At 55.8% G+C, this 19,722-nt stretch carries 23 protein-coding genes and 1 pseudogene; 14 read left to right on the top strand and 10 right to left on the bottom strand.

From position 1 onward, the window contains the following. Positions 1-35: 35 nt before the first annotated feature. Entirely contained in the window at positions 36-473 is a 438-nt protein-coding gene (locus C2U54_RS05200) for an acetyltransferase (protein ID WP_103181008.1), read from the bottom strand. Between the two features lie 110 nt (positions 474-583). Between C2U54_RS05200 and C2U54_RS05195 the strand changes: the two genes are divergently transcribed. Together C2U54_RS05195 and C2U54_RS05190 are read left to right on the top strand one after the other, a co-directional pair. After that, positions 584-934: a type II toxin-antitoxin system RelE/ParE family toxin gene (locus C2U54_RS05195; protein ID WP_103177685.1), complete on the top strand. Its 351-nt coding sequence runs from the start codon at positions 584-586 to the stop codon at positions 932-934. Beyond that, on the top strand, positions 931-1,230 hold the full coding sequence (locus tag C2U54_RS05190; RefSeq protein WP_103177684.1) for a helix-turn-helix domain-containing protein: 300 nt from the start codon (positions 931-933) through the stop codon (positions 1,228-1,230). The genes C2U54_RS05195 and C2U54_RS05190 overlap by 4 nt, the downstream gene beginning before the upstream one ends. Before the next feature lie 94 nt (positions 1,231-1,324). Here C2U54_RS05190 and C2U54_RS05185 read toward each other — a convergent pair whose 3' ends face one another. Next, positions 1,325-1,849, bottom strand: coding sequence for a lipocalin family protein (locus C2U54_RS05185; protein WP_103177683.1), 525 nt, complete (start codon positions 1,847-1,849; stop codon positions 1,325-1,327). Positions 1,850-1,966: 117 nt separating this feature from the next. Here C2U54_RS05185 and C2U54_RS05180 point away from each other — a divergent pair, with 117 nt between their 5' ends. The 4 genes and pseudogenes from C2U54_RS05180 (at position 1,967) to C2U54_RS05165 (ending at position 5,497) form a co-directional block, all read left to right on the top strand. After that, entirely contained in the window at positions 1,967-2,695 is a 729-nt protein-coding gene (locus tag C2U54_RS05180) for a MerR family transcriptional regulator (protein ID WP_103177682.1), read from the top strand. 96 nt (positions 2,696-2,791) lie between these two features. Then, a pseudogene (gene uraH, locus C2U54_RS05175) lies at positions 2,792-3,202 on the top strand (hydroxyisourate hydrolase). A 102-nt stretch (positions 3,203-3,304) separates the two neighbouring features. Beyond that, complete coding sequence (locus C2U54_RS05170; RefSeq protein ID WP_103177681.1) at positions 3,305-4,264, top strand: YbgA family protein; 960 nt, start codon at positions 3,305-3,307, stop codon at positions 4,262-4,264. A gap of 144 nt (positions 4,265-4,408) precedes the next feature. Continuing rightward, positions 4,409-5,497 carry an AAA family ATPase gene (locus tag C2U54_RS05165; protein ID WP_103177680.1) on the top strand — a complete coding sequence of 363 codons (1,089 nt, stop codon included), beginning with the start codon at positions 4,409-4,411 and terminating at the stop codon, positions 5,495-5,497. Between the two features lie 19 nt (positions 5,498-5,516). Here C2U54_RS05165 and C2U54_RS05160 read toward each other — a convergent pair whose 3' ends face one another. From C2U54_RS05160 to C2U54_RS05135, 6 genes are all read right to left on the bottom strand, one after another. Continuing rightward, a complete protein-coding gene (locus C2U54_RS05160) occupies positions 5,517-6,479 on the bottom strand; it encodes a GlxA family transcriptional regulator (protein WP_103177679.1) in 963 nt (320 codons plus the stop codon). A gap of 25 nt (positions 6,480-6,504) precedes the next feature. Then, positions 6,505-7,284, bottom strand: coding sequence for an MBL fold metallo-hydrolase (locus C2U54_RS05155; RefSeq protein ID WP_103177678.1), 780 nt, complete (start codon positions 7,282-7,284; stop codon positions 6,505-6,507). Positions 7,285-7,411: 127 nt separating this feature from the next. Beyond that, on the bottom strand, positions 7,412-8,215 hold the full coding sequence (gene nlpA / locus C2U54_RS05150; protein ID WP_103177677.1) for a lipoprotein NlpA: 804 nt from the start codon (positions 8,213-8,215) through the stop codon (positions 7,412-7,414). A gap of 194 nt (positions 8,216-8,409) precedes the next feature. After that, complete coding sequence (locus C2U54_RS05145) at positions 8,410-8,808, bottom strand: type II toxin-antitoxin system VapC family toxin (RefSeq protein WP_103177676.1); 399 nt, start codon at positions 8,806-8,808, stop codon at positions 8,410-8,412. A 3-nt stretch (positions 8,809-8,811) separates the two neighbouring features. Further along, complete coding sequence (locus C2U54_RS05140; protein WP_103177675.1) at positions 8,812-9,072, bottom strand: antitoxin; 261 nt, start codon at positions 9,070-9,072, stop codon at positions 8,812-8,814. 117 nt (positions 9,073-9,189) lie between these two features. Beyond that, on the bottom strand, positions 9,190-10,689 hold the full coding sequence (locus C2U54_RS05135; protein WP_103177674.1) for an MDR family MFS transporter: 1,500 nt from the start codon (positions 10,687-10,689) through the stop codon (positions 9,190-9,192). Between the two features lie 78 nt (positions 10,690-10,767). Between C2U54_RS05135 and C2U54_RS05130 the strand changes: the two genes are divergently transcribed. Further along, a complete protein-coding gene (locus C2U54_RS05130) occupies positions 10,768-11,427 on the top strand; it encodes a TetR/AcrR family transcriptional regulator (RefSeq protein ID WP_103177673.1) in 660 nt (219 codons plus the stop codon). On the opposite strand, the gene C2U54_RS05125 is transcribed toward C2U54_RS05130, so the two are convergent. After that, entirely contained in the window at positions 11,424-11,843 is a 420-nt protein-coding gene (locus tag C2U54_RS05125) for a GNAT family N-acetyltransferase (RefSeq protein ID WP_103177672.1), read from the bottom strand. The genes C2U54_RS05130 and C2U54_RS05125 overlap by 4 nt on opposite strands. Positions 11,844-12,165: 322 nt before the next feature. On the opposite strand from C2U54_RS05125, the gene C2U54_RS05120 reads away from it, so the two are divergent. Further along, on the top strand, positions 12,166-12,462 hold the full coding sequence (locus C2U54_RS05120; protein WP_103177671.1) for a YicS family protein: 297 nt from the start codon (positions 12,166-12,168) through the stop codon (positions 12,460-12,462). A 36-nt stretch (positions 12,463-12,498) separates the two neighbouring features. Here C2U54_RS05120 and C2U54_RS05115 read toward each other — a convergent pair whose 3' ends face one another. Next, positions 12,499-13,446 (bottom strand): LacI family DNA-binding transcriptional regulator, encoded by a 948-nt coding sequence (locus C2U54_RS05115; RefSeq protein ID WP_103177670.1) that lies wholly within the window; start codon positions 13,444-13,446, stop codon positions 12,499-12,501. 294 nt (positions 13,447-13,740) lie between these two features. Between C2U54_RS05115 and C2U54_RS05110 the strand changes: the two genes are divergently transcribed. From C2U54_RS05110 to C2U54_RS05085, 6 genes are all read left to right on the top strand, one after another. Beyond that, complete coding sequence (locus C2U54_RS05110) at positions 13,741-14,055, top strand: PTS sugar transporter subunit IIB (protein WP_103177669.1); 315 nt, start codon at positions 13,741-13,743, stop codon at positions 14,053-14,055. Positions 14,056-14,067: 12 nt separating this feature from the next. Beyond that, positions 14,068-15,393, top strand: coding sequence for a PTS sugar transporter subunit IIC (locus C2U54_RS05105; protein WP_103177668.1), 1,326 nt, complete (start codon positions 14,068-14,070; stop codon positions 15,391-15,393). A 17-nt stretch (positions 15,394-15,410) separates the two neighbouring features. Next, a complete protein-coding gene (locus C2U54_RS05100; protein ID WP_103177667.1) occupies positions 15,411-16,796 on the top strand; it encodes a glycoside hydrolase family 1 protein in 1,386 nt (461 codons plus the stop codon). 11 nt (positions 16,797-16,807) lie between these two features. Continuing rightward, positions 16,808-17,110 (top strand): PTS lactose/cellobiose transporter subunit IIA, encoded by a 303-nt coding sequence (locus tag C2U54_RS05095; protein ID WP_072250852.1) that lies wholly within the window; start codon positions 16,808-16,810, stop codon positions 17,108-17,110. A 161-nt stretch (positions 17,111-17,271) separates the two neighbouring features. Beyond that, complete coding sequence (locus tag C2U54_RS05090; protein WP_103177666.1) at positions 17,272-18,651, top strand: carbohydrate porin; 1,380 nt, start codon at positions 17,272-17,274, stop codon at positions 18,649-18,651. A 132-nt stretch (positions 18,652-18,783) separates the two neighbouring features. Next, a complete protein-coding gene (locus tag C2U54_RS05085) occupies positions 18,784-19,689 on the top strand; it encodes a DMT family transporter (RefSeq protein ID WP_103177665.1) in 906 nt (301 codons plus the stop codon). The last annotated feature ends 33 nt before the right edge of the window (positions 19,690-19,722 follow it).

The raw sequence follows: 19,722 nt of genomic DNA, 5'->3' as shown, positions 1-19,722 counted from the left end.
CCCCCATAGGGGCGAAGGGGTAGTACGCGCTTTAATTAACCCTTATAGCGCATATGCAGCAGCGGAAACGGATTCCCCTGCCCGTCCCGCTCCGTTCGCCCGACCTGCTCAAACCCCATATAGCGATAAAACCCAACCCCCTGCGGGTTCTGCTCATTCACATCCACTTCATTGGCGCCAAAGTGTTCAATGGCGTGCCTCAGCAGCAGCGTGCCGACGCCTTTCCCCCGGCTCGCATCATCAACAAACAGCATTTCAATGCGGTTCTCATCCACACCTAAAAAGCCATGAATGACGACGGTTTCATCCCGCGCAATAACAACGGTTAAGTTCGGTAAATAGGCGTTAAGCAATAACGGGCGTAATGTCGCGATATCGCTCTCCTGCAAAAAGTGGTGAGTGGCGCGAACGGAAGACTCCCAGATCGCGACAAGACGGTCAAATTGTGAGGGGAATGCGGATTCGATTTTCATGATGCGAGCATGGTCGAAAAACGAATCTACATCAAGCAACAGCACGTGCATTTATAAGTTGTAGCTTATACATTCCTTAGTATAAGCTACAACTTATCAAGGATGACAACATGTGGACGGTAATCTTAGGAGAAGTGTTTGAAGCGTGGCTGGAAGATCAAGAACAAGGCGTTCAGGAAAAGGTATTTGCAGCTCTCATAAACCTGCAAACCTATGGTCCCCGCCTTCCACGTCCCTATGCCGATACAGTCAGAGGCTCGCGACATAACAATATGAAAGAATTACGTATTCAATATTATGGCCGTCCGATTCGTGCATTTTTTGCTTTCGATCCCGTGCGTCAGGCTATTGTGCTTTGCGCAGGCGATAAAAGTCATGACAAAAAATTCTATGAACGACTCATTCGTATTGCAGATGATGAATTTTCGGCTCACCTGGCAGCAATGGAGACAAGAAATTGAAAACCTTGAATGAAGCGATCGCTTCGCGTTCCCCTGAAAGCCAAAAACGCATCAAAGAAATGGCCGACGAAATGATTCTGGAAACGGGCCTGCAAATGATGCGCGAGGAACTGAAATTATCGCAAAAACACGTTGCGGAAGTGATGGGCATCAGCCAGCCCGCTATCACCCAACTTGAGCAGCGTGGCAATGAACTGAAAATCACCACGCTAAAACGCTATATCGAGGCGATGGGCGGTAAACTAAGCCTGGATGTTGAACTCCCGAACGGAAAACGCGTGGCGTTTCACATTTAGTCAATTCCTGGCGAGCCAGTCCTTTTTATCCCTCTCCCCACAGGAGAGGGCGGCATCTGCGGGTCCGCTTTTACCGCCCCGGTAAGCACGATATTTACTGCTTCACCCATACCAGCTGATCGACCCGGAAGCCCAGGCTGCGTGCGGTATTGAGGTAATCCTCTTTCACCGCATCGGGAATGGTCGGGGTGCGCGACAGCAGCCACAGGTAGTCGCGGTTCGGGCCGCTGACCAGCGCGTACTGGTAATTATCGTCCAGCTTGATGACGTTATACCCGCCGTAGAACGGGCCGAAGAAAGAGACCTTCAGCGCGGCGGTAGTAGGCGCGCCGGTGAAAGAGGCTCTCCCCTCGCTCTCGTTCCACTTGCGTTTCACCGGATCGTATCCGCGGTTGATAACGCTGATCTGCCCGTCGCTGCGCTTGCCGTAGGTGGCGGTAACCTGCTCCAGACCACGTTCGAAGCGGTTTTCCAGGCGGGCAACTTCGTACCACTTGCCGAGATAGCGGCTGGCGTCAAAGTTGGTTATCGGCTGCACGCCTTTCGGCGGCGTAGGGGATTTACAGGCAACCAGGGTCAGCGCAATGGCGACACCGGTCACAACAGGCCATAGTTTCATGAGAGCTCCTTTCATTTGCGCGTCTGGATGTAAAGTGTAGTGCACCGCTCTGGTGCTTCATCCCGCAGGCAAATATTCGTAGTATATTGAGATTAATCCTTTCCTTCGGACGCAGACATGGCCTACTCCATCGGCGAATTCGCCAGACTCAGCGGGATCACCGCCACCACCCTGCGGGCGTGGCAGCGCCGCTACGGTTTACTCAAGCCGCAGCGCACGGAGGGCGGCCATCGCCAGTACAGCGAGGAGGATGTCCAACAGGCGCTGAAAATCCTCGACTGGGTGAAAAAAGGCGTCCCGATTGGCCAGGTGAAGCCGCTGCTGGAACGTCCTGCTCCGAGCCGTACCAATAACTGGCAAACGCTGCAACAGAACATGCTGGACCGTCTGCAGGCGGGCAAAATCGAATCCCTGCGCCAGATGATTTACGATGCCGGCCGCGAGTACCCCCGGCCAGAGCTGGTCGCGAAGGTGTTACGCCCCCTGCGTAGCCAGGTCTCGGCGAACGTTCCCGCCGCCATGACCCTGCGCGAGATCCTCGACGGCATTATCATCGCCTATACCTCGTTTTGCCTTGAGAGCGACAAAAAAGCGCCGGGCGACAACCTTCTACTCAGCGGCTGGCACCTGAACGACCCGTGCGAAATCTGGCTCGAAGCCTTAGCGCGCACCGGCCAGGGCCACCGTATCAACCTCCTGCCCATTCCCCCTGCCGCTCTGGCACCGGAGATCTTCCCGGACCGCAAATGGCTGTTGGTCACCAGCGGTAAGCTCAATGCCGCGCGCAAAAGGCAGGTTGAGCAATGGCAGCAGCAGGTTTCCCTTGAGGTGATTATCCTGCGATGATTTTCTCCTGCGGGAATTGTCACGAAAAGTTGAATATTTTCCCGCGCGGCAAATGCTAACGTTTTCCTGTGACTTACTACTCCACAGGAAAACCCAATGAAAAAAAGTGCCCCTCTGCTGATCCTGGCCTCTATGGCCTTTGCTCCTGTCGCCTTTAGCGCCCCTGTCGGTACGCTGAGCGTGCATATTCTTGACCAGCAAACCGGTACGCCGCCGCCGGGCGTCAGCGTCACGCTGGAAAAACAGCAGCAGGACAAATGAACCCCTGTTGCCAGCGGCAAAACCGACCAGGATGGCCGCATCAAGTCGCTCTATCCAGACGATCAGGACATGCAACCTGGCGTCTATAAAGTGACGTTTAAAACCGCAGAGTACTTCCAGGCGAATAAGCTGCAGTCATTCTTCCCCGAGATCCCGGTGCTGTTTACCGTGACCCGCACCAACGAGAAGCTGCACATCCCTCTGCTGCTCAGCCAGTACGGTTACTCGACCTATAAGGGCAGCTAAAAATCGTTGATATATATACACATTAAAAAATAGTTTCGCCAATACTTGGACAAAATAGTCAAGTTGTGTAACTTTTAGATATAGGCTCTGGAGGTACACACCATGACAACGAAACCTGTACTGGGTATTAGCGGATGTTTAACCGGTTCCGCCGTTCGCTTCGACGGCGGTCATAAGCGTATGGGCTTTGTCATGGATGAGCTGGCCCAGTGGGTCAACTTCAGGCCCGTCTGTCCGGAAATGGCTATTGGTCTGCCGACGCCTCGTCCGGCGCTGCGCCTGGTCCTGACCGACAGCGGTGAGACGCAGATGCGGTTCAGCAAAGCGCCTCACGAAGACGTTACGCAGAAGATGGCCGATTTTGCGGCGGGTTATCTGCCAAAAATCGGCGATCTTGCTGGCTTTATCGTCTGTGCCAAATCCCCCAGCTGCGGCATGGAACGCGTGCGGCTTTATGATGAAAACGGCAACCGGGGCCGCAAGGAGGGTGTCGGGCTGTTCACCGCTGCGCTCCTTGAAACCTGGCCATGGCTACCGGTGGAGGAGGATGGACGCCTGCACGATCCGGTACTGCGGGAGAATTTTGTTGAGCGCGTCTTTGCCCTTCACGAACTGAACACCCTGCGCGCCAATGGCCTGACGCGCCGCGCGCTGCTGGACTTCCACAGTCGTTACAAACTCCAGCTGCTGGCCCATCATCAGGCAGGCTACCGGGAGATTGGCCCGTTTGTCGCTTCGCTGCACGAGTGGGAAGATCTGAACGCTTTCTTCGAGGCGTACCGCGAAAAGCTGATGGCGATCCTGAAGCAACCCGCCTCGCGCAAAAACCACACTAACGTCCTGATGCATATTCAGGGCTATTTCCGTAACCAGCTTAACAGCCGCCAGCGCGGCGAACTGCGCGACGTGATCCTGCATTACCGTGACGGATTACTGCCTATTCTCGCCCCGCTCACGCTGCTAAAACACTATCTGGCGGAATATCCTGACCAGTACCTGATGACGCAAAACTACTTTGATCCCTACCCGGATGATTTAGGTCTGCGTCTCGCTGTAGCCTGAAATTCACAATGCGAAGGCCCCATTGACCCCGAGAGGCCCAAAGCAGTACCCCGTTTAGACGACACCCTCACTGTCGTCTTTTTTTTGCAGTTTGCTTAAAATACTGTAACTTTATACAGGTTTAAGCCGCAAAAGGGTCCGCCCATGATCAACACCCTGCACATTCAAAACTACCGTTCGATTCGCGACATGTCGCTGGATCTGGAGCAGCTCAATATCGTTTTCGGCCCGAACGGCAGCGGAAAATCGAATATCTATAAAGCCATCCACCTGATGCACAGCGCGGCGCAGGGGCAGTTTTCCCAGGCGCTGGCGAATGAAGGCGGCATTCTGAAGGTGTTCTGGGCAGGCAAAACCCGCAGCGACCAGCTGCGGCGGATGAATCTGGCGGTGGAAACCGAAACTTACGAGTATGAACTGCAGGTGGGTTTTGTCGAAAAGCTGCCTTATCCCTCGCAGTTTCAGCTCGATCCGGTCATCAAAGAGGAGTCCATCTGGCTGAGCGGCCATCAGCGGCGTCCCTCCGCACGCCTGATGCAGCGCAAAAACCAGACCGTGTTTCTGAATAATGTTCATCACGAGAAGGTGACCCACAGCGGCACCCTGTATGAGAACGAATCGGTCTTCGGCCAGCTCGGCGAGCCGCACCTCTACCCCGAGGTGTCGCAGATGCGCGAATCCCTGCGTAACTGGCGTTTTTATCATGAGTTTTCTGTTTCATCCGGTTCGGCGATGCGCGCCCCGCAGGTGGGGTTCCGTTCGCCAGTGCTGGCCAGCAACGGCGCAAACCTGGCGGCCGCGTTTCAGACCATCGTCGAGATTGGTGACGAGATGCTGCTGATGCGTATTCTCGACCAGGCTTTCCCCGGCTGCGTCTTTTACAGCGACAATACGGGCGGACGTTTCCGGATGATGATGCAGCGCGAAGGCTTAAGCCGGCCGCTGGAGCCCGCAGAGTTTTCCGACGGCACGCTGCGTTTTCTCTGTCTGGCGGTGGCCCTGCTCAGCCCGCGCCCGCCCGCTTTTATCGCCCTCAACGAACCGGAAAACAGCCTGCATCCGCAGATGCTGCCTGCTCTGGCTAGCCTGATTGCTGAGGCCAGCCGCTATTCGCAGATCTGGCTCACCAGCCACTCGCCGGAGCTGGCGAACCTCATTGAGAAGCATCGATCGTTTTCGCTGTATCAGCTGTCGATGGTGGAAGGCGAGACGAGAATGGCGCGGCTGGGGTAAATGCCGGATGGCGCTACGCTTATCCGGCCTGGGCCTGCGTGCGGAAGGTTTTGCGCCACTCCGCCGGGCTGACGCCAAAGCGGGCCTTAAACTGCTGACGCCAGGTTACGGCTGAGAGATAGCCCACCTGCTCTGCCACCGCCTCTATCGGCAGATTGCTGCTCTCCAGCAACAGCTGGCTACGCCGCAGGCGTTCGGCGGTGATCCACGAGGCCACACTCATCCCGGTGGCTTTCATAAAATGGCGGGTCAGGGTGCGGCGACTCATCGCCACGCTCTCTGCCAGCGCATCCAGGCTGAGCGGCTGGCTGATGTTACGCTGGAGATAGTCGATCAGGTTATTGATCCGCGCATCGCGGGTGGTTTCCGGCACCGGCTGGGCGATAAACTGCGCCTGCCCGCCCTCGCGGTGGGGCGGCACGATCATCCGCCGGGCAATCTGGTTGGCCACCACGCCGCCAAAGCGCTGACGGATAATGTACAGGCAGCAGTCCAGCGCGGCGGCGGTACCGGCAGAGGTGATGATGCGGTCGTCATCAACGTACAGCGCGTTGATATCGAGCTGCACGTTCGGGAAAAGCGTCTGAAACTGGCGTTCGAACTCCCAGTGGGTTGCCGCGCGTTTGCCGTCCAGGATACCGGCATAGCCGAGAACAAATGACCCCAGACAGAGCCCGACGATCTCCGCCCCGTGGTCTTTGGCCTGCACCAGGCTGTCGAGCAGCGCCTGCGGGGGACGCGCCAGTACGTGTTGCCAGTAAGGCACCACCACGATATCGGCCTGCCCGATGGCAGAATAATCCTGCGTTGCGTTGAGCGCGAAGCCGTCAGGCGAGGTCAGGAGTCCGGGCTTTTCGGCGCAGATCGTCACATTAAAACGCTTTTTACCGGAAACGGTATCCCCAAACAGAATGCAGGGGACGGAGTAGTGGAACGGGCTGAACCCGTCCACGGCGACAATGGCAACGTGAGTAAGCGGCATTGATCTCTCCTTTCCCCTGATTGCCTCAGAATATAACGGATTCACCGTCCTGAGGAATGCTCAGCACGTCGCTGACCTGATTATCCTCTGCATACTGGCGCAACGCGCTGCGGGTCAGCAGGCAGTGGTTGATGGCCTCCATATGGACCGCCACAATTTTCGCCTGCGGTAGCAGGAAGTGGATATTCAGCACATCCTCCTGACCCATGATGATCGGCCCAAACCCGATCACGTGGGCATAACCGGCGTTGATGACCACCACATCCGGCTGATGTTTTTGCAGGTCGGTTGCTACCGCCTCGCGCCAGATCGTATCCCCAACAATGCAGAGCGTCTTTTCGTCAGGATGACGAAACACCACGCCGCAGGCTTCGCCCAGCCGCTCCGCCAGCTCCGGCACCGCATAGGCGCGATCGGTACCGTGCTGGCCGCCGTCGGTTTTACTTAGCTGGATATCGCCAAACGGGCTGTTGTCCGTCAGCACGCTGAGTTGGGTGAAGCCCTGGCTGCGCAGCAGCTGCGCGTCATCTTCGTTCTGCACGAAGATCGGTTTGTCTTTGGCGATCCGCTCGATGGCGTACTGATCCCAGTGATCGGGGTGGGTATGGGTTACGATAACGGCATCGACATCCAGCAGGGTTTCAATCGGACAGGGCAGTTCCACCATCGGGTTGCGGATCGCCTCCCGGGCAGTGCCCGGAAAGCCGGGGTAAGTCTCTTTAGGTGCCAGCATCGGGTCAACCAGAAAGCGCCTTCCGGCATAGGTGATAAGCTGTGTCGCGTTACGAATGTGGGTGATGTTCATGAGCTCTCCTCCGGTCTGTATTGCAGAAAGAATAGCCGGAGGAGGAACGGCAGAATGTGGGCTAAAGGGCATTCAACGATGGGATTGGGCCAACTTATCTTCATGCCGCAGTGAGCGGCATGATGATTTATTCCCAGCCCGGCACTGCCCCGCCGTTAAAGATGGACTCTGCCGCCTTCGCGACCTCTGGCGACTGGTACGCCTGGATAAACTCCTTCACCTTCTGGGCATCTTTATTATCTTCCCGCGTCACCACAATGTTCACGTAAGGCGAGTTTTTATCTTCGATAAAGACGCTGTCATGCACCGGCGACAGCCCGGTTTGCTGGAGATAGGTGGTGCTGATAATCGCCACATCCACTTTCGGATCGTCCAGCACGCGCGGCAGTTGCGCCCCCTCCAGCTCCATGATTTTCAGGTTTTTTGGGTTGGCGGTGATATCCAGCGCCGTCGGCAGTAAACCAACGTCCGGTTTCAGGGCGATCAGCTTTTCGTTTTGCAGCAGCAACAGCGCACGGCCCAGGTTGGTGGGGTCGTTCGGAATGGCGATGGTTGCGTCATCTTTGAGTTCAGAGACCGATTTGATCTTGCGGGAATAACCCGCCATCGGGAAGACAAAGGTGTTCCCCACTGCCACTAGCTTGTAGCCGTGTGCTTTGTTGTCTTCCGCCAGGAATGGGCGATGCTGGAAGACGTTGGCGTCCAGCTCACCGTGGTTAGTGGCGTCGTTTGGCAGCAGCGAGCCGCTAAAGCCCACCAGCTCAACGTCGAGGCCGAACTTCTCTTTCGCCACTTTTTTGGCGACTTCCGCCACGTCCTGCTCGGCGCCGTTGATCACGCCGACCTTAATGTGTTTAGCATCGCTGCCGCTTTGGTCGCAGCCCGCCAGCAGCAGGCCAGCAAGAAGAAGAGCACCCAATCGAAGTTTCACCGGTCAGTCCTTTTGAGAAATGTTTTATCGACTATATCGGCAACCCAGCGGCAGGTTAAAAAACGAAAAGGAATCAATAAGAAGGATAAGTTATATGCGGGTTTTGCCGGGCGGCGCTGCGCTTGCCCGGCCTACGTGCTGAGACGGAGAACTGTCGCAGGCCCGGTAAGCGTCGCGCCACCGGGTGGGGGGAGTCAGGCTGCGGTAGTCCAGTCTTCGACTGTCAGTTCCTGCACCATGGCGAAAGCCTGATCGTTAGTCACAATCGTTGTGCCCCGGCTGATTGCGTGCGCTGCGATCAACTGATCGAGATCGCCCATGACTTTCCCGCGCTTTTCCATTTCGGCGCGCAGCTTGCCGTATATTGCCGCGGCGTCACTGTCCCAGTCGCAAACGGTGATAGTTTTAAGAAATTCCGAGATGGTTTCGTGCAATCTAAGACTTTGCTTTTTGGCAACGCCGTAAAGCAGCTCAGCCTCCGTTACGCTTGAAATACACATATCTTCTGGCGCCAACCGGGAATAGTGATTTACCACTCCTGGATGCTGCCTCACGAGATGGCTTACTATGTTAGTGTCCAGCATATGCAGCATTTTCTATAATCCTTCAAAAGGATCTCTTGTCGTATAGCTCTGATTGCGTTCCTCTTTACTCAGGAAAGAATCAGGGACATGAGTCTGCTTCAGTAAACGCAAAAAATTTTCCCTGTGCCGTTCCTTCTCTGACATAGCCCTCAACACAACATTCCCCTCTTCATCCCGCCGGATCCAGACATTCTCTGAGTCAAACGCGAACTCAGCAGGCAGTAAAACCGCCTGGTTTCGCCCTTTTTTGAACAGTTTTGCTTTACGTTCCATCGCAACCTCTGCTGATTTATTAACCAGGACAAAGCATGCGCCAGCAGCGTCGGGAATGACAAGCCAGAGCGTCAAAATTCGGAAAGCGACTCGCAACAAATAGCTGACCCGTTAACTTTACGTCTCCCGCTTGCGCAGCGGCGCCTCACGCAGGAACCACGACAGGACAAAGGCCAGCACCATGATCGCGGCAGCCATCAAAAACACCGCATGAATGGCGGAGCCAAAGGCGTCCAGGTAGTCCAGGCGCAGGGCATCCGGCAGGTGATGAATGGCGGTGGGGTTCATCTCCCGCGGCAGTTCGGTCCCCTCGGGGATCCGCGCCATCAGGCCCGACTGCAATACGTGGGTGAAGACCGCGCCAAACAGCGCCACGCCAATCGCCCCGCCGATGGAGCGGAACAACGTTACGCCTGAAGTGGCCACACCGTACTGGCTGGATGAGACGCTGTTCTGTACCGCCAGCACCAGCACCTGCATCACCAGACCCAGCCCCGCCCCCAGCACGCCGGTAAACAGGTAAAGCTGCCAGATCGGTGATTCGATGGTGATCCGCGTGAGCAGGGCCATACCGACCACACCCAGCAGGGTACCGAGGATGGGGAACAGGCGGTATTTCCCGGTGCGGCTGATAATGCGCCCGCTGATAATTGAGGTCAGCAGCAGTCCGCCCATCAGCGGGATCAGCTGTAAACCGGCTTCAGTCGGGGTCGCCTCTTTGACAATCTGCAGATAGAGCGGCAGGAAGGTGACCGAGCCAAACAGCGACATACCGATAATAAAGCCAATCAGGCTGCACAGCAGAAAGCTGCGATCCCGGAAAAGCGACAGGGGAATAATCGGCTCCCACGCCAGACGCTCCTCGTAGATAAACCCGGCGATACCCGTCAGGCCAAAGGCCAGAATGCACCACAGCTGCGGGTCACTCCACTCGCGTACCGTGCCCCCTTCGCTGGTAAACAGAATGATGCACAGCAGGGCCATGCTAAGGTAAATCGCCCCCAGATAGTCGATCTCATGTTTGTTGCGCTTCGCGCTGCCGCGGAAGACCGCGCCAATCACCAGCAGGGCAAACAGGCCCAGCGGCAGATTGATGTAGAAAATCCAGCGCCAGGAGGCGTGCTGCACCAGAAAACCACCGACCAGCGGACCAATCACCGTCGCGAGCCCAAAGACCCCGCCGAATAAGCCCTGATAGCGGCCACGCTCCGCGGGGGGAATAACGTCGGCCACCGCCGCCATGCTGATCACCATCAGCCCCCCGCCGCCCAGCCCTTGCAGGGCGCGCATCAGTACCAGTTGGGTCATATTCTGCGCCAGCCCGCACAGGGCGGAGCCCACCAGAAAAAGAACAATCGCGATTTGCAGCACGATTTTGCGGCCAAAGAGATCGCCAAACTTACCGTACAGCGGCACCACAATCGTGGAGCTCAGAATATAGGCCGTCACGACCCAGGAGAGTTTATCCAGGCCGCCCAGCTCGCCCACAATGGTGGGCAGCGCCGTGGAGACGATGGTCTGATCGAGAGCCGAGAGCAGCATCACCAGCAGGAGCGCGCTGAAGAGCAGCCGCACCGGGGGCGCGTTTTTGGTTTGCGTTGTTGAATCGGAGACCATAAAACACCGCTTGAAATTAATTAATTGGATAATTAATATTTAATGAAGTTATGAATCAGGTCAAGGGATCCTCCGCGCATGTCAGCACATAAAGATAATTCCGACCCTACGCCACAGGCTCGCCGTCCCGGACGCCCACGCGGAAGTAAACCCACCGCCACCAGCCGGGAACAGCTGCTGGATATCGCCCTCGATCTCTTTGCGCGCCAGGGTATTGCCCGCACCTCGCTTAATGCCATTGCCAAAGAAGCGGGCGTGACGCCGGCGATGCTGCACTACTACTTCAACTCCCGGGAACAACTGCTTGATGCGATGATCGAGGAGCGTTTTCTGCCGCTTCGCAGCGCCATCGCGACGCTTTTCAGCGCTCACCCGGACGATCCGGTTACCGCCCTGAGGTTGATGGTGGAAAAGCTGGCGGAACTGGCCGTAAAGCATCACTGGTTCGCGCCGCTGTGGATGCAGGAGGTGATCGGTGAAATGCCGGTACTGCGCGCGCATCTGCAGGCCCGCTTTGGCGATGAGAAATATCAGGGGACGCTGGATACCGTTGCCCGCTGGCAGCAGGAGGGTAAACTGAACCGCGATCTGGCGCCGGAGCTTTTATTCACCACGCTGTTGAGCCTGGTGCTGGTGCCCTTTTCACGCATGCGCAATGACGAGAGGTTAAGCGCCCTCTCGCCGGAACGTATTGTGCGCCATGCTCTGGCGGTGATGGGCAGTGGTATTGGCGGTTAAAGCGCCTTCGACAGGTAATGTCGTTGTATTCCCGGGTAGGGAAAATCGTTGAGCGTCATTTCCAGCTTATAGCCCTGCTTTTCATAAAACGGACGCGCCTGGAAACTGAAAGTGTCCACCAGTGCATGTCGGCACCCCTGCTTCCGGGCCTCCTCTTCAGCGGCATGCATCAACTGGCTGCCAAGCCCGCTTCCACGCAATTCATCGGATACCCACAGGTATTTGATATTCAACCACTCGCCCTGGCGATTGCCGATGAGTCCGCCGCGCATGTTGCCGCTGTCATCGCGGGCATAGACGGCGAGATCGCTCCCCACGCGGGAAAAATCAATAAACTGGCTGTTATAGATCCGCAGTAGCTGGAGTAACTCTTCCTGCTCGTGTTCGGTAATGGTGTCGGTAATACTCAGTTGCATATCAATCCCCCGTTACGTTGCAGATCGACTATCGCATACTCCGCCTGGGATACAAACGCCAAATTCTGGTCCTGTATGGGTTAAAAAATGTAACTGAAATCAACGAAAAATTGCCTTTGCGAGCACTATCACCCCTTGTTACCTGTCACCCGCCAGCCGTCACACATTTTTCTTCTGCGCTTCCCTCTCCGGCAAATTCTGCGGCTACGCTTAGTCGTACCCCTGCGCAACTATTGGCAAAATTAATACTTTCGGCTTGGGTCGCAACGGCGGATGTAACGATATATTTCATAAACGTGTGTGTTTTTTTCCGGAGGTTTCCATGAAGTCAGCGCACCTGTTTTGCCTCATCGTCTGCCTGCTTTTCGCCGCCTTCGTTCATGCTCAGGAGATGAACGATCCGGCAAAGCTAGAGCAGATGAAACAGGCGGTTTTAAAGGATGTGAAAAAAGCCTGTGCCCCGCAACGCAAGCAAACCGATAAAGAGTGGCAGGCGATGATTATGGCGTCTGAGGCGAATCAGATGCTGGTCAAAAACGCGGTGGTGGCGATGGAGCGGAACAATCAGGAAGGTTACTGGGATGCCGTCAGTCAGGTGGACTGCATGGAGGATTACTGATTACGCATAAAGGGGCCATGCAGCCCCCTTAATTTTTTAGCGACGCACATCCGGAATAATTAAATCCCCGCGCAGCACATACGAACCCAGCATCTGGGTCTTCTCATTCAGCCAGCTGACGATCCGTGCCGCCATGGCATCCATTGAGTACTCAATCGCCGGAATGGTTGGAATACCCGGCAGATGCAGTGAACCCGCCAGACTGAAGACCATGATGTCGCCCGGTACCGATCGGTTAAACGCCTGGAGCTGGGGGATCACCCGCTGCGCTTCCTGCTCGTCGGCCACCAGTAAGGCGTTGAAATTGAGCGTAGAGGCGTTATTGAGCAGCTCCTGCAGGGCCACGGAGGATGAGGTGGCTTCCATAAAGACCAGGTTGCGATTAAACGGCAGGAAGTTCTTTTCCAGCCCATGCTTGTAGCCCAGCAGCACCTGATCGGCAAAACCACTGCCGTACGGATGGATCAGGGCAATCTGGCGTCGCCCCTGGCTGGCGAGGAAATTACAGGCGGTTTCCGCGGCGAAAGCGTGGTCATACTGGATACTGTTGACGTTACCGGTTTCCATGCAGTCCACCAGGATGACATTCTCCTGATCGATATGCAGTGGAAAACGGGCGCCGATAATCAGAATGTCATCGCATAGCCCGCAGGAGAGTTCATCCAGCGCGCCCATGACTTCGGCTTTGGTGTTGGCGAAGCGAAGCAGCAGGTGCTTCTGGTGCTGGCTAAGGTGTTTTTCCAGCGCGTAAAGGTAACCCGTAGTCTGGTTGATGTTGTCGTGGGCGCAAATCACGCCGATACAACCGGTTGTCTGGCTCAGCAGCGACTGGGCAATCACGTTTGGCCGGTAGTTCAGCTCTTCAACTGCTTTTAGTACGGCCTGACGGCTGGCTTCCTTCACGCCGCGCGACCCGCTCAACACCCGTGATACCGTGGCTTTGGACACCCCGGCCAGACGTGATACATCGTTGATTGTAGACATCTTTATCCCCTGACAGGTCTCTCCAGGCCCCTGTAATTCCTGATTCCACTTCGGCTCATATTATAGCCACTCAGGAGTATATCTGTTTCCGTTTTCTATGGAAACCGATTTTCCGTTTCCACTCTTAGTGATGTAAAAGCAGCCAAAATATGTGACCCAAATCCGATAAACAGCCCCTATAAGTAATGGATCTTGATGGCTGTCACACTTCTGTCTTATATGCATGGAAACCGGTTTCCATATGTTATCCAATCATCTCCGCAATAACTATTTACATTTTGAGGATGGTTGTCGATGTTCAAGATTATGCTGTGCTGTTCTGCCGGGATGTCCACCAGTCTGCTGGTACGGAAAATGGTCGAAGCCGCGGAAGAACGCGGACTCCCCGTCAAAATCGATGCGTACGGTGTTTCAGAATTTGATACACAGTTTCCGCAATATCAGGTCGTGCTTCTCGGACCGCAAGTCAAATACATGTTAAAAACGCTCTCAGATAAGGCTGCCACTCAGGGCATACCCGTTCAGTCCATCGATACAATGGATTACGGTATGCAACGTGGCGATAAAGTGCTGGACTATGCTCTGTCGCTCATCGAAGCGGCACACTAAGAAGGTGTTCTCATGAGTTCGTTATATCAATCTATGGTTGCCGTCATTGAGCAGTCCATCGCGCCGCTGGCAGGCAAGCTGGGCCAGCAGAAGTACGTGATTGCCATCCGCGACGGATTTACCGCCGCGCTGCCGTTTATGATCATCGGCTCGTTTATGCTGGTGTTCATCTTCCCGCCGTTCTCCGCGGATACCACCAACAGCTTTGCCCGCGGCTGGCTGGACTTCTCTGAAACCTACCGCGACCAGCTGATGTTGCCGTTTAACCTCAGCATGGGCGTGATGACCTTCTTTATCTCGGTAGGGATTGGCGCCAGCCTGGGCCGCCAGTTTAATCTCGACCCGGTAATGTCCGGCCTGCTGGCCTTTATGGCATTCCTGCTGGTCGCCGCGCCGTATGCCGACGGTAAAATCTCCACCCAGTATCTGTCGGGCCAGGGGATCTTCACCGCGCTGATCACCTCTATCTATGCCACCCGCGTCTACGCCTGGCTGAAGGATCATAACGTCACTATTCGCCTGCCGAAGGAAGTGCCGACCGGCGTGGCGCGCTCGTTTGAGATCCTGATCCCGGTGGTGGTGATAATCGGTACGTTGCACCCGCTGAACCTGTTTATCGAAGCGCAAACCGGGATGATCATTCCGCAGGCGATTATGCACCTGCTGGAGCCGCTGGTTTCCGCCTCTGACTCCCTGCCTGCCATTCTGCTCTCTGTGCTGCTGTGCCAGATCTTCTGGTTTGCCGGCATCCACGGCGCGCTGATTGTCACCGGCATCATGAACCCGTTCTGGATGGCTAACCTTTCTGCCAACCAGGCCGCACTGGCTGCCGGCGCAGCACTGCCGCACGTCTATCTGCAGGGCTTCTGGGATCACTACCTGCTGATTGGCGGCGTGGGCTCTACCCTGCCGCTGGCCTTCCTGCTGCTGCGTAGCCGTGCAACGCACCTGCGCACCATCGGCAAAATGGGCATCGTGCCAAGCTTCTTTAATATCAACGAACCGATTCTGTTCGGTGCGCCGATCATCATGAACCCGATGCTGTTTATTCCGTTCGTGTTCGTTCCGATGATCAACGCTTGTCTGGCGTATACCGCCACCAAACTCGGCTGGCTGGCACAGGTTGTGTCGCTGACGCCGTGGACGACGCCGGCTCCGATTGGCGCCTCCTGGGCGGCAAACTGGGCCCTGAGTCCGGTGGTGATGTGCGTCATTTGTATGGTGATGTCGGCGCTGATGTATTTACCGTTCCTGCGTGCTTATGAGCGCTCCCTGGTGAAAACCGAAGAGCAGAAAGCGCAGGCGTCCGTAGGTGCAGCAGAGACCGTCGGCAATTAAGTCAAAGAGGACGTTTTATGAAATATGCATTTCCCGAAAACTTCTGGTGGGGTAGCGCCTGTTCTGCACTGCAAACCGAAGGGGAAAGCCAGGGCGGCGGCAAAGGATTAACCACCTGGGATCACTGGTTCGCCACACAGCCAAATCGCTTTCACAACGGGGTAGGGCCGCAGAATACCTCCACTTTTTATCAGCACTGGAAAGCCGACATTCAGCTGTTAAAGCAGCTGAACCACAATAGCTTTCGCACCTCGATAAGCTGGGCGCGCCTGATCCCGGAAGGTACCGGTGAAGTGAACCAGGAAGCGGTGGCGTTTTACAACCAGGTGATCGACGAACTGATCGCCCAGGGCATTACGCCATTCATCACCCTGTTCCACTTCGACATGCCGATGGCGATGCAGGAGATTGGCGGCTGGGAAAACCGCGATGTGGTCGCGGCCTATGCCCGCTACGCAGAAACCTGCTTTGAGCTTTTTGGTGATCGGGTAATGCACTGGTTTACCTTTAACGAGCCGATTGTGCCGGTAGAGGGCGGGTATCTGTATGACTTCCACTACCCGAACGTGGTCGATTTCCGTCGCGCCGCCACCGTGGCTTATCACACCGTGCTGGCCCATGCGCAGGCGGTTCGCGCCTTCCGCGCCGGGCATTATGCCGGTGAGATTGGCATCGTACTGAACCTGACGCCGTCCTATCCGCGTTCGCAGAACCCGGCGGACGTGAAAGCTGCGCACCATTGCGATCTGCTGTTTAACCGCAGCTTCCTCGACCCGGTGCTGTGCGGTGAATACCCGGCAGATCTGGTGGCGATGCTGAAAGCGCACGATCAGTTGCCTGCCTGTCTGCCAGAGGACAGCGCGCTGATTGCCGACGGTAAAATCGACCTGCTGGGCATTAACTACTACCAGCCGCGTCGGGTGAAGTGCCGTGATACGGCCATTAATCCCAACGCGCCGTTTATGCCGGAGTGGTTCTTCGACAGCTACGAGATGCCGGGCCGCAAAATGAACCCGCATCGCGGCTGGGAAATCTACGAGCCAGGTATTTACGATATTCTTATTAACCTGCGCGATAATTACGGCAACCCACGCTGTTTTATTTCTGAAAATGGTATGGGAGTTGAAAACGAGCAGCGTTTTATTGAGAACGGTCAGATTAACGACCAATATCGTATCGAGTTTATTTCTGAACATCTTAAATGGCTGCATAAAGGCATTAGCGAAGGCTGTAATTGTCTTGGCTACCATATGTGGACATTTATTGATAACTGGTCGTGGTGCAATGCGTATAAAAACCGATATGGCTTTGTCCAGCTCGATTTAGAAACGCAGCAACGCACCATTAAAAAGAGCGGAGAATGGTTTGCCGAAACCTCTCTGAATAATAGTTTCGATAAATAGAGTGGAAGATGATGATTGCCTTAGAAGAAGCAGTAATGGAAATCATCGTCAATGCTGGTCAGTCGCGCAGCCTGTGCTTTGAAGCACTGCATGCTGCGCGGCAGGGCAACTTTGACGAAGCAAAAAGCCTGCTGCGCGAAGCCGATGGCTACGCGCGCCAGGCGCACCATATGCAGACCAAACTCATCGAACAGGACGCAGGCGAAGCCCGTCAGCCGATGACCTTAATTATGGTGCATGCTCAGGATCATTTAATGAACTCGCTGCTGGCCCGTGAATTATCCGAAGAGATTATTCATTTATACCAGCGCTAATATTTAAATATCAGTGATGGAGATAGCTTTACGATAATAGTGTAAACCCTCTGTGCCCGAAAAAATAAAATCAACTTGTTCTGATGATAGCGACATATTTTGTCAATGCGGAACGGGATGGTTATTGTCTGAATAAAATTTAAATATATATTGAGATAACCATGAATATGATTAAAAAACTTCCATTAACAATGGCGGTTATCGCCGCGCTTTGCCCAATGACGGTACTCGCACAAGAATTTACGCAGGAGCAAATCGACGCCATTGTGGCCAAAGCGGTGGATAAAGCCCTGGCAGAACGCCAGGCAAAAATGGATGCCGCGGTAGCGAAAAAAGCCGACGTCATCAACGAACCGCAAAGCGCCGCGCAGTCTCCGGATATGGCGATCCCGTTCGGCATTAAATTTACCGGTTATGCCCGTTACGGCGCCCACTTCCAGGCCGCCGATCAGAAATACGTTGCCGTAGATGGCTCCTATAACGGCGCCTCGGCGATTGGTCGTCTGGGTAACGAAAGCAACGGCGGCGAGTTCCAGCTTTCCAAAGCCTTCAAGGGTGACAACGGCGCCATCTGGGACGTCAACGTGATGATTGACCACTGGGGCGACGAAGTTAACCTGAAAAAAGCCTACGCCGGCGTGACCAATATTCTGGAATCCAACCCGAACGCCTATATCTGGGCGGGTCGTGACTTCCACCAGCGTCCGCAGCAGGGCATCAACGATTACTTCTGGATGAACCACGACGGCCAGGGCGCCGGGGTGAAGAACTTCGACATCGGTGGCGTGCAGTTTGACGTGGCCACCGTGGCGGCAGTGGAATCCTGTAGTCCGGAAGTGATGGACGATGAAGCGAACCCGTCGCGCATCACCTGTACCGGCGGCTCCGGCACGGGCGACAAGGGCAACTACGCGGCCACCTCCAAAATTCACGGCATGAAGCTCGGCCCGATCGATCTGGAGCTGTACGCCAACTACGGCTTTGACTCCAAAGCCATCGACACCGAAGAGCGCACCAACGCCTGGCAGGGCGGCGTGGTGCTGAGCCACACCAACGACAGCGGCGTGAACAAAGTGATCGCCCGTTACTCTGATAACTCTGATAACAGCGTGTTCAACAAAACTGAGGATCTGACCACGGTGTACGCCAGCTTCGAAGGGCTGCACAAGTTCACCCCGGCGACCCAGGTGGAGTACATTCTGGCCTTCCACGACTATGACAACAGCCGTGACAACACCGACAACCGTAAGAACTACAACGCCATCGTGCGTCCAATGCACTGGTGGAACGACGTTCACTCCACCTGGCTGGAAGCGGGCTGGCAGCACGTTGATTACGACAACGGCGGCGATAACAAAGGCTGGAAGCTGACCCTGTCGCAGAACATGTCTATCGCTATGGGCCCGGAATTCCGTCCGATGCTGCGCTTCTACGTCACCGGCGGCAAGGTGGATAACGAACGCACCGCCCGCGTGAACAACACCAAAGACGAAACGCTCGACGACTTCAACGTCGGCGCAATGTGGGAAGCCTGGTTCTAACCCCTGCTGCGCCCGGCGGCGCTGCGCTTGCACGGGCCTACAAAGTTTTGTAGGCAGGGTAAGCGTAGCGCCACCCGGCAGGCCCCGTGTTATGCTGCTGGCCTTTGAAAAGCCAATATCGCAGGGGAGAACATGGGTTCCACACGTAAAGGGATGCTGAACGTCCTGATCGCCGCCATTTTATGGGGCAGCTCAGGGGTTTGCGCGCAGTACATCATGGAGAAAAGTCATATTTCCTCGCCTTACCTCACCATGGTTCGCCTGCTGTTTGCCGGCGTGATCCTGCTGACACTCTCATTCGTTCACGGCGACAAGATTTTCTCGGTCATCAAAAATCGCAAAGATGCCCTCAGCCTGCTGATTTTCTCGCTCTTCGGGGCGCTGATCGTCCAGCTCACCTTCCTGGTGACGATTGAAAAATCCAACGCCGCCACCGCCACCGTGCTGCAGTTCCTCTCCCCGACCATTATCGTGGCGTGGTTTGCGCTGGCGCGTAAAAAGCGCCCGGGGATTTTCGTGCTGGCGGCGATCATGACCTCGCTCATCGGCACCTTTTTACTGGTCACTCACGGGGATCCGACTTCGCTGACCATCTCCCCTGCCGCGCTCTGCTGGGGCATCGCCTCCGCCTTCTCCGCGGCGTTCTATACCACCTACCCCTCGGCGCTGATTGCCCGCTACGGCACCCTGCCGATTGTCGGCTGGAGTATGCTGCTGGCCGGGTTAATGCTGACGCCGTTCTATGCCGGGCGCGACACCACCTTCGTGGTCGACGGCAGCCTGCTGCTGGCCTTCTTCTATCTGGTGGTGATCGGCACGTCGGTGACCTTCAGCCTCTATCTGAAAGGCGCGCAGATGATTGGCGGGCCAAAGGCGAGCATTCTGAGCTGCGCCGAGCCGCTGAGCAGCGCCCTGCTGTCGGTGATTTTACTGGGGGTGGCGTTTACCCTGCCAGACTGGCTGGGCACGCTGCTGATTGTGTCGTCGGTGGTGCTGATTTCGATGGATTCGAGAAGAAGGGCTCAGACATCGTCGTAGCCTGATGCCCTCTCCCGGCGGGGAGAGGGCCAA

The sequence above is a fragment of the Leclercia sp. LSNIH1 genome (assembly GCF_002902985.1).
Lineage (GTDB): Bacteria > Pseudomonadota > Gammaproteobacteria > Enterobacterales > Enterobacteriaceae > Enterobacter.
Note: the sequence above shows the minus strand (reverse complement) of the source record. Positions and strands in the feature narration are given on the sequence as shown.